At 43.9% G+C, this 17,938-nt stretch carries 7 protein-coding genes; 1 reads left to right on the top strand and 6 read right to left on the bottom strand.

Going from position 1 to position 17,938, the window contains the following annotated elements:
• Window positions 1–48 precede the first annotated feature (48 nt).
• Window positions 49–4,392, top strand: a complete 4,344-nt coding sequence (locus tag BHV73_RS10610; RefSeq protein WP_286738270.1) for a hybrid sensor histidine kinase/response regulator transcription factor — start codon at window positions 49–51, stop codon at window positions 4,390–4,392.
• Between the two features lie 140 nt (window positions 4,393–4,532).
• Here the strand turns inward: BHV73_RS10610 and BHV73_RS10605 are convergent, their stop codons facing one another.
• The 6 genes from BHV73_RS10605 to BHV73_RS10580 are packed head-to-tail and all read right to left on the bottom strand — an operon-like array spanning window position 4,533 to window position 17,742.
• Window positions 4,533–6,983 (bottom strand): pectinesterase family protein, encoded by a 2,451-nt coding sequence (locus BHV73_RS10605; RefSeq protein ID WP_195621320.1) that lies wholly within the window; start codon window positions 6,981–6,983, stop codon window positions 4,533–4,535.
• A gap of 25 nt (window positions 6,984–7,008) precedes the next feature.
• Entirely contained in the window at window positions 7,009–8,844 is a 1,836-nt protein-coding gene (locus tag BHV73_RS10600; RefSeq protein ID WP_162609554.1) for a fimbrillin family protein, read from the bottom strand.
• Window positions 8,845–8,903: 59 nt separating this feature from the next.
• Entirely contained in the window at window positions 8,904–10,511 is a 1,608-nt protein-coding gene (locus BHV73_RS10595; protein ID WP_195621322.1) for a pectate lyase family protein, read from the bottom strand.
• A gap of 29 nt (window positions 10,512–10,540) precedes the next feature.
• The gene (locus tag BHV73_RS10590; RefSeq protein ID WP_162609555.1) at window positions 10,541–12,451 is read right to left on the bottom strand and encodes a fibronectin type III domain-containing protein; all 1,911 of its coding nucleotides are present in this window, start codon (window positions 12,449–12,451) and stop codon (window positions 10,541–10,543) included.
• A gap of 30 nt (window positions 12,452–12,481) precedes the next feature.
• Window positions 12,482–14,479 (bottom strand): RagB/SusD family nutrient uptake outer membrane protein, encoded by a 1,998-nt coding sequence (locus BHV73_RS10585; protein WP_087412264.1) that lies wholly within the window; start codon window positions 14,477–14,479, stop codon window positions 12,482–12,484.
• 20 nt (window positions 14,480–14,499) lie between these two features.
• Window positions 14,500–17,742: a SusC/RagA family TonB-linked outer membrane protein gene (locus tag BHV73_RS10580; protein ID WP_087412156.1), complete on the bottom strand. Its 3,243-nt coding sequence runs from the start codon at window positions 17,740–17,742 to the stop codon at window positions 14,500–14,502.
• Window positions 17,743–17,938 lie beyond the last annotated feature (196 nt).

The following is a 17,938-nucleotide window of genomic DNA, read 5'->3' as shown; positions in this document are numbered from 1 at the left end:
CTTCTGAACGCATTTCATTATTTTTGCTTAAACTTTAAAATAATGACTATGAAGCGGCTTAGCTTTTTCTTCTTCTTTCTGTCAGTCGTGTTATCCGTTGTTTCCCAACCGGTATGCCAAATTAAATACTTTTCAGTCAGTAACGGCCTTGCACAAGGCAACGTGATGAGTATTCTGCAAGACCAAAAAGGGCTTATGTGGTTCAGTACCTGGAATGGGATAAACAAATTTGACGGTTACACGTTCAAAAACTACAAAATATTCCAAGAAACGACCTACTCTTTCGAAAGTAACCGTATAGGCAACATTGTAGAAAGTAAATACGGCGATATCTGGTGTACTACGTATGACGGACAAGCATGCCTGTTCGATGTCAAAACCGAGAAATTCATAGACGTCCTCCAACCGCTTACCCGGTCTCTCAATCATTCGAACCATGTCATACGTATTCTCTCGCTGAAAAAGGGAATTGCCTGGATACTTTGTAAAGACGGATATACTTACCGTGCCGACGAGCAACAGTGCAAGGACGGAAAAGGTACCTCGCCTTATTCCATCTTCAATGGCAACCTGAAAGGTAATCAAGTCTATACGGTCTTTCAGGACTCCGAAGAAGACGAATGGGTACTGACCGACAAAGGCATCACTATCGTCGGGAAAAAGACATTGGACACAGACTTCCCGTTCCGTCACATCATCCAATGGAAAGAAAACATCTATCTTGCCGCCGAACACGGCAAACTGGCCGGCTATGATTTCAAAACCCGCCAACTGAAATTCATAGATGTCCCCTATCCGTACCGGAACATCGCCAATCTGACAATCATCGGAAAAGATACGCTGGCATTGGCAACAGATAACGGACTCATACTCTATACCCCCGGCAACAACAAGTTCCGTCAGATAAACATCCAAACCCCCACTCAACACTCCAACTACGTAGAATCCGTCTACCAAGACCGGCATGGAGATATCTGGGTATTCTCGAATACGCCGGGCATTATCCGCCTCAACATGGCCGCCAATGAAAAAGAGCATCTGGTTACTCCCCGGGACGAGTTGGTTAAACATGAACGCAAAAGCCGTAAAATAATCTTTGAAGACAACACAAACACCTTATGGATGTTACCCACCGAAGGAAATTTCTCCTATTATGACAGAAAAGAAAAGAAACTCAAACCATTGGTAATAGATATAAATCATCCCAAATCCATCTTCAGCCCGTTAGTCCGAGTTCACACCATCGACAATCAGGGCAATGCCTGGATGGCCAGTGCGCGCGGCGTCTACAAATTAAGTTTCTCACCGCAAAGTTTCCATTTCAATCAAACCGATCATGAAGCCGAAACACGCGCTTTCCTGCGCGACAGCGGCGGGCGGCTCTGGAGCGCATCAAAATCAAACCATGTCCGCATATATGCTCCCGACGGGAACTTGGAAGGCTATCTTTCCAAACAAGGCGATATCATTAAGGAACAGGCGCATTTTTTTGAAGATATCTATGATTTCATGGAAGACCAGGAGCACAACATATGGATGGGAAGCAAAGGTTCCGGTCTCTATTTGCTAAAAAAACAAGATACCGGCAAATACTCCGTTCATCACTATCAGTACAACCCCGAAGAGCCTTACAGCATTAGCGGTAACGACGTTTACACCATTTTCCAGGACACCCGTAAACGTATCTGGGTAGGATGTTTCGGCAGCGGCCTGAACCTGATAAAACAAACCGGAAATGGAGAGATACAATTTATCAACTGCAATAACGAACTGAAAAATTACCCCACAACCTACGGAACAAAAATACGTAACATCGCAGGCGGCCCCGAAGGAGTTATTTTTGTAGGAACCACCAGCGGATTAATTACGTTTGCGAGTGACTTCAAACGTCCCGAAGAAATCAAATTTTACAGGAACAATCACCGGACGGGTGATACTTACAGTCTGAACGCAAACGATATTATGCAGATTTACACAGACAGGCATAATACGACTTACGTAATGAGCTTTACCGGAGGAGTCAATAAAATCATATCCGGACCACTGCTTGGAGAGGATATCCAATTCAAAGGATATGACAAGAAGGACGGATTGGCTTCGGATTTAATGCTTTCCATGATAGAAGATAACTCCGGTCAGCTATGGTTCGTGTCCGAGATAGCATTGTCCAAGTTCAACCCTGATAAAGAAACGTTCGAGAACTATCAGCTAAATTCAACTTATCAAGACTTCAATTTCTCGGAAGCCTTACCCGTAATAAACGCCCGTCACCAAATTGTTTTAGGAACCGATAAAGGTTTCTTGGAGGTAATGCCCGACAAGATGAAAAAAAGCAGTTATGTACCGCCAATCATCTTTACCAACCTCAGGATACAGGGGCATCCGGTTGAGCAGTCGATTGACAATCTGGCCGAGCTGGAGTTAAAAGCATCGCAAAGAAACGTCACTTTTCAGTTTGCCGCCCTTGATTATGTCGCTCCCGAGCACATTCAATATGCTTATCGTCTGGAAGGATTGGAGAAAGAGTGGAATGAAGCCGGTAACAACCGTTCGGCAAGCTACATCAACCTACCGGCCGGAGAATACCGTCTCCAGGTCAAATCCACCAATAGCGACGGTGTATGGACGGACAACATATATTCCCTTCCCGTACGAGTACTCCCCACTTTCTGGGAAACTTACTGGGCATGGGTGTTCTATTCCATGCTATTCATCCTTTTCACGGCAACGATTGTTTATGTGCTATTCTACATATACCGCCTGCGTCACCGGGTAGATATGGAAAAACAGCTCACCGACATCAAACTGCGTTTCTTCACCGACATCTCTCATGAGCTGCGCACACCTTTAACCCTAATCAGCAGTCCCGTCGCAGAAGTACTGGAGAATGAACCGCTCTCGCCCACCGCGCGCGAATATCTTACCGTAGTGCATCAAAACACCGAGCACATGCTTCACCTGATGAACCAAATACTGGATTTCCGTAAGATACAAAACCAGAAAATGAAGCTGTTGGTAGAAAAGAAAGACTTGATTTCATTGTTACGGAAATCAATGGACAACTTCAAACTAATCGCCAAAGAGAAAAATATGGATTACCGGCTGGTGACACCTGTACAGTCTGTTTACGGATGGGTAGATAAGGACAAATTTGAAAAAATATTCTTTAATCTGCTATCCAATGCATTCAAATATACGCCTCCCGGCAAAGCGATTACCATAAAGGTTATCCCGAAAGAAGAATCGGTCGATATAGAAGTGAAAGACGAGGGAATAGGCATCGTGCCCGACAAGCAGCGTGTGTTATTCCAACGTTTCGAGTCTTTGGTGAAACAGAACATTCTACAACCCTCTTCCGGTATCGGCCTGTCATTGGCGAAGGAAATGGTGGAAATGCACCACGGAAGCATTCAGGTAAGCAGCCAGCCCGGCGTCGGCAGTACTTTCACCGTAACCTTACCCCTGCAACAGAAAGTGTTCGAAGAAGACATGCAAGCCGAGCTCATATTGGATGACGACAAACAGGAAACCGTTTCCGCAGCCAACGGCTTAGACGGAGAAAACGCATACATGGAAGAAACGGAGATGACTGATTCCGACTGTAATTCCATATTAGTGGTGGAGGATAACAATGAATTAAGGCATTTCCTCAAGAGCAGTCTGTCCGGCAGCTATAATGTGATAACCGCTTCCAATGGAAAAGAAGGATTGCAACGTGCCATCGACAATGTGCCGGACCTCATTATCAGCGACGTTATGATGCCGATAATGGATGGTCTGGAGATGATAGGGCAGATTAAGGCAAACAATAATATCTGCCACATTCCTATCATCGTGTTGTCCGCCAAGGCTTCTTTGGACGACCGTATCGCCGGATTGGAACACGGAATCGACGATTACATCACCAAACCTTTCAGTTCCACTTACCTGAAAATCCGTATCACCTCTCTTTTACGCCAGCGCAAAGAACTGCAAGAGATGTACATGGTCAAGCTAACCGCAGGCAAGGACGTAACTTTGGCAGATGACATTCCGGAACCGTCACAACCGCAAATAACCCCGCACGACAAACTGTTTATGGAAAAAGTTATGGAGTTCATGGAAGAACAGATGGACAATCCGGATCTGACCATCGAACAATTCGCAGAAAAACTCCTGTTGAGCCGAACTATCTTCTATCAGAAGCTAAAATCAATAGTAGGACTGTCGCCTGTGAATTTCATATGCCAGATACGCATCAAACGAGCGGCACAGTTATTCGACAGCGGTGAATATAATATTTCGCAGATTGCTTATATGACGGGATTCAATGACCCGAAATACTTCAGTCGTTGTTTCAAAAAGATTGTAGGGGTAACCCCTTCGGAATACAAAGAAAAGAAACAGCCATAACCGTGATATCGGACAGACATTACGAGTGAGATATGATTAAAAGCCTTTTAATGTGATATTATAAGCCTTTTAATATGCAATTAAAAGGCTTATAATAGTAAATCACTGCAGGGAAGAGAGTAGGAACAAGTGTCGGCAAACTATTCAGTGAACCATGTTGTGTCTGCGTAACCACCTAAAACGGTAGAGCGGTCTTTAAAGTATTGATTGTACTCTTCAGAGGTAAGCGTATGTATTCTATCTGCTCCATTAACACCACTTTCCTGTACAGACTTCTTATTTTCGCCATCATAGTACGTACAGTTATACATTTTACAACCGTCTTTGATACCGGTGTCTTCACCGAGTGATACAACGTTATTTCCATCATTATATCGAATATCATCATAACCTGCAATAGGAACCATCGACTTATCCTTAGAATTAATACCGCCGCTGAAAAACTCCTTATCAATCGTAGTATTGACAAATGTTATATTATCAACCATTCCGGTGCCATCAGACCCTTCCAACAAACGGCACTTTGTCACTCCCTCTGCAACGGTCAAACTACACTCTGAAAATACATAACCGATATTATTTGCCTTAACACGCGCATTGAAGCCACGCCCACCGGAGGTTATCATTTTGACTTCGCAGCTTTCAAACAGGCATGCGGAGTTTCCTCCCCAGATAAAATCGGTATCACCCTCTACATAGCAATCATAAAACCAGTTATAACCGCCACCCGGCAATAATGTATCCTGCTGACTATAAAATCTGCAGCGTACAAATGCCGTGGCATTATCGCTCTTGTTACGAATGCACAACACTTCCGCCTGCGTCTTCGTTGGATACAGGCAACGCATACTGACATCCTCAAAACGAATTTTATCCGCTTTTCCGGCTATCAATACACCGGCCCTTCCGCCGCCCTGATTACGTCCGTCGACATAGGGAATATCCATTCCCGGTTTCAGAGCATCGGCAAGGCCGCTGTCGCAACCGTCTTTGATACCCGGATTCCAGTTGTTGTTATTGTCCGACTGTATCTCGGTCTTATCCGCTCCGGCTCCCTTAACGGTAAGGCTGCTCAAATTACGGATATTGACAATTTCTTCAAACTTTCCTTCATCCAACATAATGGTCTTTTCACCTTCTACCGCATTTCTTGTAAAGAAATCCACGGCGCCTTGCAAAGTATAAAAGTCCGCATTCGCATCCGTATGACTTACACTGACCGTAGTTTTCACTTCCGGTTCCGGACGGGTAGTGAAAAACCATTTGGAAGTAGTGATACCTTTGAAACCGTCATGCTGTATCGCTTCCTTGTCTACAAGTACAAAATAGTCGGTACCAAAATCCAATTTACGACTGTGAGGTTTAATAATGACCTCATTACCATCCACTTTTACAGCATGGTAGTTCACAATCAGTTTACGATCGCTCGAACCGATAACGTCCATCCAGGTATTAAACTTAGTACCGCCATTTTCCGAAATAGGCTCCTGACGTTCATCCATGCGGATTTCATCTATCGGTTCCGCAGGGTTATCCGCCCGATAAATACGGATAGAACCGCTTGCGCCTAACCGAGGCGTTTCTCCTGTAAACGCAATTTTCAGTTCAGTATCGGCAAAAGCTCCCTTATCGCAGGGATAAAGTTTGTATTGGGAAGCTGTGGCTATTCCGGTGGTCGTCTCATTCTGCCACGGAGTGGAAGAACTGCCACTCTGTTCCACATCCGCCGCACCGTCTATTGTACCCGATTCGGTAAGAATTTTCAAAGAAAAGACATACTTATACCCTGCTTCCAGAGAAGTCAATCCGGCAGTATTATCTTTGAACATCCAGCTATAAGCTTTGCCGTCAATCGAGAATTCGGCCACACAGTTATCAGTCAGTTCGCCGGGAAAGACAATCGCTTCGATACTGTTTTCATCTGTATTCAGAAAAGCCCGAATAGGTGCGGTGGCCGTTTGCGCAGAAAGATTTCCACTCTTCAGGTTTAATGTCACATGTGTTTTCATACCCTGAAATATCGGTTCTCCATCCGCTTGCAGCGGTTTTTCCTCTTTATCGGTCAGCTTCAAAATAACCTTCGCCAAACAATGGGAAAAGTTAAGCGGCACCATCGAAGAAGACTCTTCGCGGGTACGAGCGTGTGTGCCGTCCGATACGGCATACATCAAATCATAAGGAGCGGTACCTTGTTGCTGATTATCCAACACCAACGGATAAAGATATTCATTGATGTTTTCTACATAAGGATAATATGCTTTGAAAGAAACTTCCTGCCCATCCGCAGGAAACATCAAAGGTTTATCGGCTTTAAAGGTGGCAAGTTGCTCCTCATTCTGGCAGGTGTACGGAACATTATTGGAGAATGTCATCAAATTCTCCGTCCCTGCAGCGTACATATAAGTGCCTATACGGTCTCCCTTAGCCCAGCTTCCGCCATCGGTCGCGATACGGGTTTGGTATTCTCCGATATTAGCGGAGAACACCACGCCGTTGCTGTCCGATGAAGCTACTCCGTTGTTGTCTTCATCAGAACATGCATAAAGGCAAAGAACACCTAAAAGGGTGTATATATAAGATGTAAATTTCATATCAATAACTGCTTGTTGATTTTAGTTATTTCTTCCAACGCGGGTCACCGATGGTAATACCATCAGCAGGGGTAAAGTTCTTACCACCGTCCCCCGCATCTTCATTAGGGAAAATTTCAGCTCTAGACTTTGTATCATCTATTGCTCCATTATTGGTAAAATCAGCAATCTTAATACCGGAACCTGTTGCTGCAATATTGTTTTGGATGACAAATATATAAGCGCTATTATTAGCTCCTTTTACTCCATAGGCAATATGAGCATCTCCTGCCAAAATCGATATATTATTCTCATAATTTGTCAAATAGCCATAGCCGCCTGCTGTCTGAACAAGATTTTTCTTTAAATCGACTAATGTACAGTTCGTAACTTTAATAGGTTCACATTGCTTTATATCGTTAGTATCATTAGACTTACTAGAGAAAAATGCTATTTGTGAGAGGTTATACAGTGTGGAATTATTTAATGTAACAGCAAGTACCACACCATAATCAAAAACACATTCGACATTGTAAATTCGGCTATCATCAATAGTAAAAGAAGACAATCTTGAAAAATCAGTACTATGTTTTTGCGCCAGGGCTTTTCCGCGTCCATAAACAGCTTTCACGCCATGAATATAACAGCCTTTTACTGTTAACTCTGCATCTTCTTTCAGCTCAGCTGCACAGATTGCCGTATTCGCATCAGTACCTTCAATTTCCAAATCTTGGAATGTAAGTTTATTCAACGTTCTTTCCGGCACACTCAGCCCTTTCATCGTAACCTTTGCCTGTCCCTCTTTTCCAATCAATAACAAATCCGTAATGTCTGCAGGTACGGTAATCATATCTGCCTTATAAGTATTTCCAGCAACAAACTTCAAGGCAATAGGACCTTGTTTTCCATTAAGGCAACCGGCCAATGCTTCCGCATTATCAGCAGGTGCTTCTACGACCATATATCCGGGTATTTCCGGTGTCACAGCTTCAGCATTACCGTTCACATCACCACCCGGTTCATACGGAGAGTTACCGCCTTCTATCTGGTCTACACTGCCCAATACGGATTCGCCTAAACCGATTTTGATAGTGTATATATAACCTGCCTTCAATTCAGAAATAGTACCGGAATTGAAAGTATACTCATACGTATTATCCTCTGCTGCATCAGTAGTAATAATCATACTGAGAGCTGTAGCCGGGTTAGTAGGTAAAACCAATGCACTATATTTATTGTCGGCAGTCTTGCAGGGGGTGATATAACCTTTTGCTTCATTAGAAAACTCACCGGTAGCGATATTGAAATCGGCACTTATAGATATTCCCTGAATAGATACGCTCTGTACAGTCTCACCACTATTAGAAGTAATCTCAATGGCAAGTTTTGCCAACTGATGCTTGAACGTCATAGATAAACTCTTAGCATCCTCACTACTTACATTATCATTCATAGCCCACATTAAATCGTGAGCAACATAGCCTTCTGCCTGATTTCCCAATGCAACTTTATAAATACCGCCGGTAATATCTCCATTTTGCGGATAATAAGCTGTAAACTTGGCATTCTCACCCGCAATCTGGATACCGGTCTCTGAAGTAAAATTCACAGGGCTTTCTCCGCCCTGTGTAGTAAACAAGACGTTCTCGGCACCATTCAGAATATCAGTACTCCCGGTACCCGCACCATACATATACACACCTATTTTATCAGTATTTTCCCATGTATTAGTCACATCATTGAAACGTGTATACGCTTTCCCGGCTGTCTGCAAAGACATCACTCGGTTATCCGCATTCCGGGAAAGATTCTCAATCTCGTTATTGCAAGCCGTAATCATTGTTCCGGCCGCCATTAAAGTAAATAGTTTAAAAAGTTTCATAGTACTATCCGTTATTTTTATATTAATAAATATTCCGTGTTGTTCATCCGGTACAACCATTACTCGACTACCGTGCCGCCCTCGCGACACTTATCCATAATGTCTTGTACCAAACTGTTCAGATACATTTCCAGATTGGTATATTCACCATTTTCATCAACAGTCTTTAAATTGCCATCGGCAGCATAATCCTTGTTCAATCCGTATTGCGTTTCCCAATAATCGGGAATACCGTCACCGTCGGTATCGGCCAAATCGTTATCCGCCACCTGCACCAATACAGGATAGCCATTTTCATCCACTCCTTCTACAATACCTACCAGCTCACTCGGATGGTTAATATAACCCAACTTATGGTTACTCCCTTGAATATTGCACGTTGCCTTACGCTCAGCTACTTCATCCATGATGAATTTGTCATAAGTGTCCCGATAGTTGCAAGCACCTACATACTTCAATACCTGCTCGTAGGCTGCCTCAGCCGTATGAGTAGTAACTCCTTTAACATCTACTACCTGACTGCCGTTATTGATGACCGATTTACCCTCGGACTCCCAAGTATAATCATTACCGTCATTGTCTTCCTGTTGTGCATAAACACCGTCTGTCCAGTTATCAGCAGTCACATCCGCATTGCCGAACATATAATTGCCGTCAATATAGAAGCGTCCCCATATTCCTTTAAAAGGCTCGAATCCCTCACCGTTATCATAATTCTGACCGTAAATGCCAATACGTGCGATACGATAACATCTTCTGTCTCTTAACAAGTCGGTGGTAGGTCCCGGCTTATAATAATTGTTCACCAGATTGGCATGCTGTGTTTCACCACCGTAACATCCTTCGCCACCCCAGTTGTAGAAAACATTGTTACGTATATCAACCTGTTCGCCCAATTCCAAAGTAGAGGGACGAGGGCCAAGACGCGGTGTACGGCTGTCACAGTGTGCTATCAGATTATGGTGATAAGTGGCATTGTGCCCACCCCAGTTACCGGCAAAGCCATGCGCTTTACCATCCTTTGCCTGTGTGAAGTAAAGAGCCTGCGAAGCAATGCACCACTGTACGGTAGAGTTCTCCATGCCGTAAACCGAAAGAGTCTCATCCGAACTCCAGCTTACAGAACAGTGGTCTACGATGATGTTCTTTCTATCCATACCGCCAAGACCGTCCACATCATCCGCCGGGTTACCCGGACGGAAACGCATGAAGCGTATAATAACATTATTAGCGGCAATGGTAAAGGCTTGATCCGCTATACAGATTCCACCCGGTGAGGTCTGTCCGGCAATGGTTATGTTATCAGCTTCTATCTTCAACGCTTTTTTCAAGTGGATAGTACCCGCTACATCGAACACGATAGTACGTGCACCGCTTTGGCGGACCGCCCAGCGGAATGTACCTTGGTCACCGTCACCGCCGTCTTCCAATGACGTTACATGGTAGACTTTACCACCACGTCCGCCTGTAACGTCACGTCCATGTCCTTCAGCTCCGGGAAAAGCACGTAACTCACCGTAATTCAATTGGGTAATGGTACCTTCCGGAATTTCTTCCGGAAGGAGAGGCTTATAATCATTATCCAATTTGGGCTCAATGGAAGTACATGACGCAAACAATGCACTTCCCGCCAAAAGGCTGCAACTCAACAAATATTTTATTTTCATAATTCTATCTTTATTATTTGATTCTGATTTTAATTATTCCAACGCGGGTCACCGAATTTCTTATAATCTTTCGGAGCTACGGTAAAGTCTCCAGCCGCTGCATTCGGGAATAGCTCTACACTGGTTTTATCAATATTCATAACTGTGGAAGAAGCAGGCCACCCGTTTTTACCGTAAGTAAAGTCACTGGCGGAATAAACATTCTCGGCTGTTACTGTATTTTTATTTCTTATTGCCGAATCAATATTTTGGTTACCACCAAACAACGTATTCGAGATTTTAATAGTCGTAGATTCAGAATTGACATTATCATCGAAGAAAGCTTTGCCATCGTTAGGAGCATCGTAGAAAGTACATCCACTAATTGTATACGTACGGTCTGAAGCATTCTTGGCATAAATAACCTTACCAGCCATATTCCAGATAGTGGAGTTCTTTATATTGATATTCTTCAATGTACCACTCTTTTCTTCTGACAGATTAAGCAAGCTTCCATCCTTTGTAAAATTGCCGATTATACAATTACTAATTGTCAGTATACCTAAGCTAGGCTTACCTTCTCCATGTTTCACTCTAAACAAGACTTGTCCATCTAAAATATCACAGGCTTCTATCTTCATTTCCGTGAATGTGTTGGAATCATCCTGAATATTAAATATACGACCATTGGCGTTCTCGACAGTAGTAGTAATCTCCAAATTAAAGAGCTCTATCGTATGGAAACTTCCCTTGATTCCCAATGCACTGGCCAACCTCAACACAGCTTTACTATCATCACTTTCCTCACCCCAAACAATTACATTTATACCGGAAGTACTCGGTATCTTTATGTCATCCACCCCGCTGCCATTATCCTTCATTTTCTTCAATGTAAAATCAGCATTGGAAGCCAACTTAAATACCGTATTCCGAGTGATGCTCTTTGTTACTTCAGTGATAAAGTCATCCTCTGAACCTATCTCAATCACCGCGTACCCGGCAGGAATAGCGCGTTTTGTTGTAAATGTCTTATATCCCATCACAGCCGTACCATTCAGCAAAGCAAATGTATAAGTAGTATAATCATTGAGACTATTCAGCATAAGGCCGCTGTTACCATCAAAGGAAATCGGATTGGCAGTAGAATATTCCGTACCTTCCACCAGAGTATATGCATTGGCTCTGACATTGCCAACATAATTCCAGTCAAGAGTAGCGCTGTTTGTTTGGACATTACCGATTGTAATCGGCAACATCTCGCCTTCACCGGTCATTACTTCAATGCTTCCGCGCATTGTCTCTCCATTATAGATTTCAACCGTATAGCGTGTTCCTTGGGTAAGGCCGGAAATAATACACGAACCAAACGCTATATCAGCTTCCGAAAGTTCAATAGTTTCATCATAAGAAGCGTCTTCCGTATAAATACGGATACGGTCAACTTTGCAAGGTTGCCAAGAGATACGGATGGATTTTTCTTCAATGTCACCGTTATCGGTGGAAGGAGTCACCAATACTTGTTCTTCTTTACAAGTCTTAAAAGTCCCATCTTCCAGATAAACCCAATCGGACTCTTTATCTCCGTTCACCGACTTGATACGTGCATAATATTCCGTATTCGGGCTCAATTCCTTTAGCGTATAAGCAGTCTTCGTTATCTGCTCATCCCCATTACCGAAAACAATACTCCCCTCAGAGGTTCCCGGCTCCACTTCGTCCGTCAAAAGAGCAGTACTGATTTCTATAATATAATTTTTCGTTTCCGGAGTACCTTGCCAAGAAACTTCAGCCTGCGCAATATCTTCCGCGGGAGTAACCGTGAAACTGGACGTCTTCGTACCGAAAAGACGAGCATAAGCCGAATCCGCCTCCCAATCATTACCGTCGGTACAAGAACTCGTACTAAGAACGGCCGAGAGCAGCAATGCTCCCAAACCGATAATATATCTAAAATCTCTCATAATGTTTCTCATTGTTATAGGTTCTGCAAATTAGTTGGCGTAGCCATAAGAGTTATACAAATTTCCATTCGATGTAGAAATGGTAGTAGAAGCGATGGGCAATAAATAGCGGTTCTTCACCTCCTTGTTCAAACCGGATGAAATGCTCGGCAGGTTAATCGTCAACTGTTCCTGTCCCTTACTGTCATTCAATTCCTTACCCCAGAAATCCTTACTCTCGAAGCCACTTGTACTCGACGGTTTTTCATACCAATTGATACTATTCATGTCTATCTCCTGGTCGGCATATACAGCAGTGGTTTTGTACTTGTAATATATCTTTGAAGGATAGCCCCCCGCCTGGTCGGCAAGATTTACACATTCCTTATAAGCCTCTTTGAACTCATCGATTTTGTTACTGAGTTCGTTCCAACGAATCAAGTCGAATTTACGTACACCTTCACCGGCAAGCTCCCATGCGTTCTCGTCCATAATGGCACCCATGAAACCTTTATCGGCAATAACCTTCTCAATGAAAGCTTCTCCAACAGCCTTGTCCGCATCGGCATAAGCCCGTTTATGAACAGCTAGCAGGGCATCTTTAGCAGTCATCACACATACATTTCCATCCGCATCCACTCCTTGAGCCGATTCCGTCTTGTAATTTTCATAAACCGCTTCTGCATACATAAGCAAAACATGCGGATAACGCATCTTCACCACATTGATACCCGAACAAATCTTGGCGGACGCATCTCCCGCACGTACGGCTTCCAGCCATGACGTATTACCCGCCATCATGCGGTAATCCCACTTGCCGCAGTAGATAGAGAACGGCTTGTTACCGGAAAGGGTTTCACGAAACGCCTTCGTATCTTTATCTGTAGAAAACTCCGACAGTGCGCAGGTAATATTACGCCGCGTATCTTTTCCACTGTGGTCAAACGACCAGAAATAAGGAGCCGTCAATTTCAGCTTGCCGGAAGAATTACCTTTCAGCCCGAAGTAGCTGCTTGCTCCGCTTACACGGAAACCTACCGTATATCCCAACTCACCGCTTTTATTCAGCATCATCGGGATTTCAAACAAGTTTTCCGGTTGTACGGTCTGCAACTCACACACATTCATTTGTCGCCAATACTCCTCTACCGAAGTGGTCAGGGAGTGCTTCATGGAGTTGATGACAGCAGCCAGATGTTGCTCCGCCAACTTGTACATTTTGGCACGCGTCTCGTCGTCACAACGTTGGGTCGGATAGACAGGATCGCTGTTCTCTCCTTCAATATACCCCTCTTTCGCTTTCTCCCGGATAGCAAAGCCGGCACGCGTCAGCGCGATATTGGCCAATAATCCGTGAGCGTATCCGCGTGTAACGTGTTCCGTAGTATATCCGTCCTCACCTGCCCACGGAAGGTCCGGGATAATCTCTTCCAAATCTGTAATCAACGAGTCCATAATCTCATCACGGTCTGTCTTGCCAAGATAAGCATTGCTCAAATCCGATTGAGAACGCTCCATCTTAAAAGGAATATCACCGAACAAACGTATCAAATCGAGATAAACCATTGCACGCAATGTTTTCGCCTCAGCACGATAGCACAACATTGTTTTCTTAAGAGCCCGCGCTTCACTCGTATCTTCCGAGGGATTCAGCAAAGGACTTGCCTCTACGCCTTCAATCACCAAATTGGTATTCTCTATCAGCTTATACATGGCATCCCACACATTTGCCAGTCTCGACCAACCGGGACTGCAATTATAGTTCATACATCCACGCTCATTCGACGTATTGCTTGCATCCACCCCCAAACCGTCCACCAATTCGCAGTCCGTATTCAGTCCGCAAACAATAGGGAGAAAGCTCGAATAGGTCTGGTCCTGTGTCAAATCGCCATACACCTTATTCAAAGCGAGATTAGTATAATATGTATTATTAAACACCGTTTCATCATTCATCTCTGACGGTGAACTTTGGTCAAGGAAATCGGAGCAAGAAGTAAAATAAATGACTCCCGCCGACAATATCAAGGTTTTATAGATTGCTTTCATATACATTTATATATTTAGAGTTAGAACGTAATATTGATACCACCGACAAACGAACGGCTTTTCGGATAAGCCGCATAATCGACACCTGGTGTCAACGCATTGCGCTTACTGCTGGTATCGACCTCAGGGTCTGCACCGGTATAGTTGGTCCAGCAGAACAAGTTATATCCGGTCAGATATATACGCACATTCTGCAGGAACGCTTTCTTCACCCAAGTTTTGGGGAGTGTATAACCCATGGTAATATTGTTGATACGTAAGAAAGAAGCATCTTCCACAGCATAATCTATCAACTGCATGGTCGTAACCGCAGCCGGGTGGAAGATTGAAGCGTTACGATTGAGTTGGTTCAAACGCAGTCCGGCCTCAGTCATAGAACCGTACGTTTCGAGTACAGCGCTACTGCTGCTGGCAAGATTCAAACCTGTTTCCGGGTCAATCCACGTGTAACGGTTACCCAATGCAAAGTCGTTATTCAAATTGTAACCTGTCCTTGAGCCGGAACGGAACGAAGAAGCCAACTTTGTACCATTGATAATTACATTTCCCAACGAGTAGTTGAAGAACAGATTGAAATCGAAATTACCGACATTACCGTTAAAGCCAAAACCACCTGTCAGAGGAGCCACAGTATTACCTAACCGTTGTTTGATGGGGTTACCGTTTTCATCGCACTGGAGTTTCAATCCTCCTGGAGAGTAAGCACCACCGGTAATGGTCTGACTATTATCTTTCAGTCCGTCACGCAATGTCCATTCACCGTCACCCCAAATCAGATCACCATTGGGATTGGAAACTGGGTCGTACACCGTATAATATCCGTTAGTTTTGAATCCCCATACTTCACCTAAACGGCCACCTTCTTCTACACGGAAATCCTCATACTTGGAAATCGTACTTCCCGCCCAGTTGCTACTCTGCCATGGAGTATCCGTAGTCAGTTTATCAATCTTATTGCGGTTATATGCCAGATTGAACGTAAAGTTCAAACCGTATTTCTTCGTATCCAGCAGAACGGCGCTCATCGAAAATTCCACACCCTTATTGGAAGTCTGCCCGAAGTTGCGGTACTGATAGTTGTATCCGGTAGTAGACGGAATTTCCGTTTTCATCAACAAATCTTTGGTAGTGTTCCAATAAAGGTCGATAGAACCGGAAATACGATTATTCCAAAAGCCATAGTCGATACCAAGGTTACGGGTTACGGTAGTTTCCCACTTCAAATCAGGATTATATAAATTCGTACCATGTTCCAGCATGGAAGACATGGCATCGCCGAAAGCCGGATAGCGGGCGTCGTTACCCGAAAGGGAATAAGTAGTATTAAGCAATCCGGAATTAATGCGGTTGTTACCTGCCGTACCAAAACTCAAACGGAGTTTTAACGAAGAGAGCCAGTCTTTAGCGCTTTCCATGAACGTCTCATCCGAGATACGCCATGCCAATGCAGCCGATGGAAACAATCCCCATTGATTACCTTTACCAAACTTACTGGAACCATCGCCACGCAGTGTAAAGGTCAGTAAATAACGATCCATCAAAGTATAGTTGGCACGACCGAAGAAAGAGAGCATGTTTTCCTTTGCTCCAAGGGTGGACTGCGTAGGAAGTGCAGTGCCTGTACCCATATTTGCTTTAATTTCCGAGATGTTCATCGTATTCGGAAAAGCAACCGATACATTCTCAACGGACTTCTTGAAACTGCTGCTCACTTCATGACCGATGAGGACATTCAGGCGATCACGTCCATCGAACAAATCCTTGTTTTCATAAGTCAGCGTATTGGCATTACGCCAGCTATTGGTCTTCTCACGCAACAGATAAGCCTGCGGTTTACCGTTATTTCCGTATTTTGAGTTAGAAACGGCATCCACTCCCCAGTATTGCTCCGTATCATCATATTTCCAGCCATAGCCGAACTCCGAACGGAACGTCCAACCCTTAAACGGTTTCCAATTGATACCAACATTATAATTCTGATTAAAAGTACCGCGCTCTTTCTCTGTGGCCAGTAAACGCTCCAACGGAGTCTTCTGAGTTGCCGTAGAGTTCTCCTCGTCATCCGTACTGGCTTGCAAAGGGTCTATCGGACGGAAAATAACCGAATTGGCTACCGTAGAATTAGCCGCATTCGATTCGTTCGTATCTGCACCGCCGCCCAAGCCTTCTACTGCGGTATGGCTCAAACGGGCATTAAAATCCAAAGAAAGCCATTTATTCAGCTCCGATTTAATTTTAGCATTAATGTTGTCCTTCTTAAAACCGGAATTCAACATGATGCTTTTCTCCTCGTTATGCGCATAGCTGACACTGTATTGCAACTCCTTACTACCACCGCTTACATTAATATTATATTGCTGTTGGTTACCGATACGTCCAAACATCTCATCCTGATAATCGAACCCGTCCACCGAACGCCAAATGTCCATATCGCTGTAATTGCCATGTTTGCCCATATCTATCTCATTCTGATAAGCCACATAATTATAAGGGTCAAGTACTTTGGTAAGGCGGGTTACCTGCTTCACGCCGAACGAAGCTCCAAAATCCACCTGCACTTTTCCCTCTTTACCGCTTTTGGTCGTAATGATGATAACTCCGTTGGCGCCACGTGCACCATAAATAGCGGTAGAAGAGGCATCTTTCAACACATCGATGCTCTGAATCTCGGAAGGGGCGATATCGCTGATGCTCAACACAGGAAATCCATCCACAATGTACAAAGGTGAATTATCCTGCGACAACGAACCGCCGCCACGAACACGTATTTTCATTTCCGCATCGGGCGAGCCCTCCGTAGTAGTAATATTCACACCTGCCAACTTTCCGGTCAAGGCCTCTACAGCGCTCGATACCGGAACTGCCGCAATATCCTCCGCTTTGACGGAAGCTACGGAACCGGTAAGGTCACGCTTGTTGACAGTACCGTAACCGATAACCACAACCTCGTCCAGCAATTCGGTATCATCTTTCAGGGTCACATTAACGGAAGGCTGTCCGGTATATTTAACCTCTTCCGTTTTATAACCGATAAAAGTAAAGACAATAACATCTGACTTCTTCACATTAGACAATGTAAAATCACCGTCAATACCCGTGATAGTGCCGTTTGTAGTACCTTTCACAATGACATTGGCTCCAATCACCGGCTCACCTGAAGTATCCTTAACGATACCGGACACCTGTTTCCCTTGAGCTAAAGCAAACAAGCAGACAAAACTTAATAGAACAACCAAGCAAGTCCTCTGGAATTTTTGATTCATAAATGTTTTTATTTTTAGTATTAGTATATTATTTAAATATCAATTCGGTGTGACATCATTTCCAAACATCATAGGAGTACCCCTTGAAATGCTCCATAGTATTAGATTCATATATATAAAATTAATAATGTATTAGATTTAAATACATCGCCTTATTGATATAATAGCGCAACAAAAGTAGCAACACATTATAATA

Source organism: Bacteroides sp. 44_46 (genome assembly GCF_001915465.1).
In the GTDB taxonomy this organism is placed as follows: domain Bacteria; phylum Bacteroidota; class Bacteroidia; order Bacteroidales; family Bacteroidaceae; genus Bacteroides; species Bacteroides clarus.
This window is presented reverse-complemented; position numbering and strand designations above follow the sequence as displayed.

Bases quoted from the DNA above. Each gene is read 5' to 3' on its own strand.
- BHV73_RS10610 (WP_286738270.1), top strand. From the start codon at position 49: ATGAAGCGGCTTAGCTTTTTCTTCTTCTTTCTGTCAGTCGTGTTATCC.
- BHV73_RS10605 (WP_195621320.1), bottom strand. From the start codon at position 6,983: ATGAAATTTACATCTTATATATACACCCTTTTAGGTGTTCTTTGCCTT.
- BHV73_RS10600 (WP_162609554.1), bottom strand. From the start codon at position 8,844: ATGAAACTTTTTAAACTATTTACTTTAATGGCGGCCGGAACAATGATT.
- BHV73_RS10595 (WP_195621322.1), bottom strand. From the start codon at position 10,511: ATGAAAATAAAATATTTGTTGAGTTGCAGCCTTTTGGCGGGAAGTGCA.
- BHV73_RS10590 (WP_162609555.1), bottom strand. From the start codon at position 12,451: ATGAGAGATTTTAGATATATTATCGGTTTGGGAGCATTGCTGCTCTCG.
- BHV73_RS10585 (WP_087412264.1), bottom strand. From the start codon at position 14,479: ATGAAAGCAATCTATAAAACCTTGATATTGTCGGCGGGAGTCATTTAT.
- BHV73_RS10580 (WP_087412156.1), bottom strand. From the start codon at position 17,742: ATGAATCAAAAATTCCAGAGGACTTGCTTGGTTGTTCTATTAAGTTTT.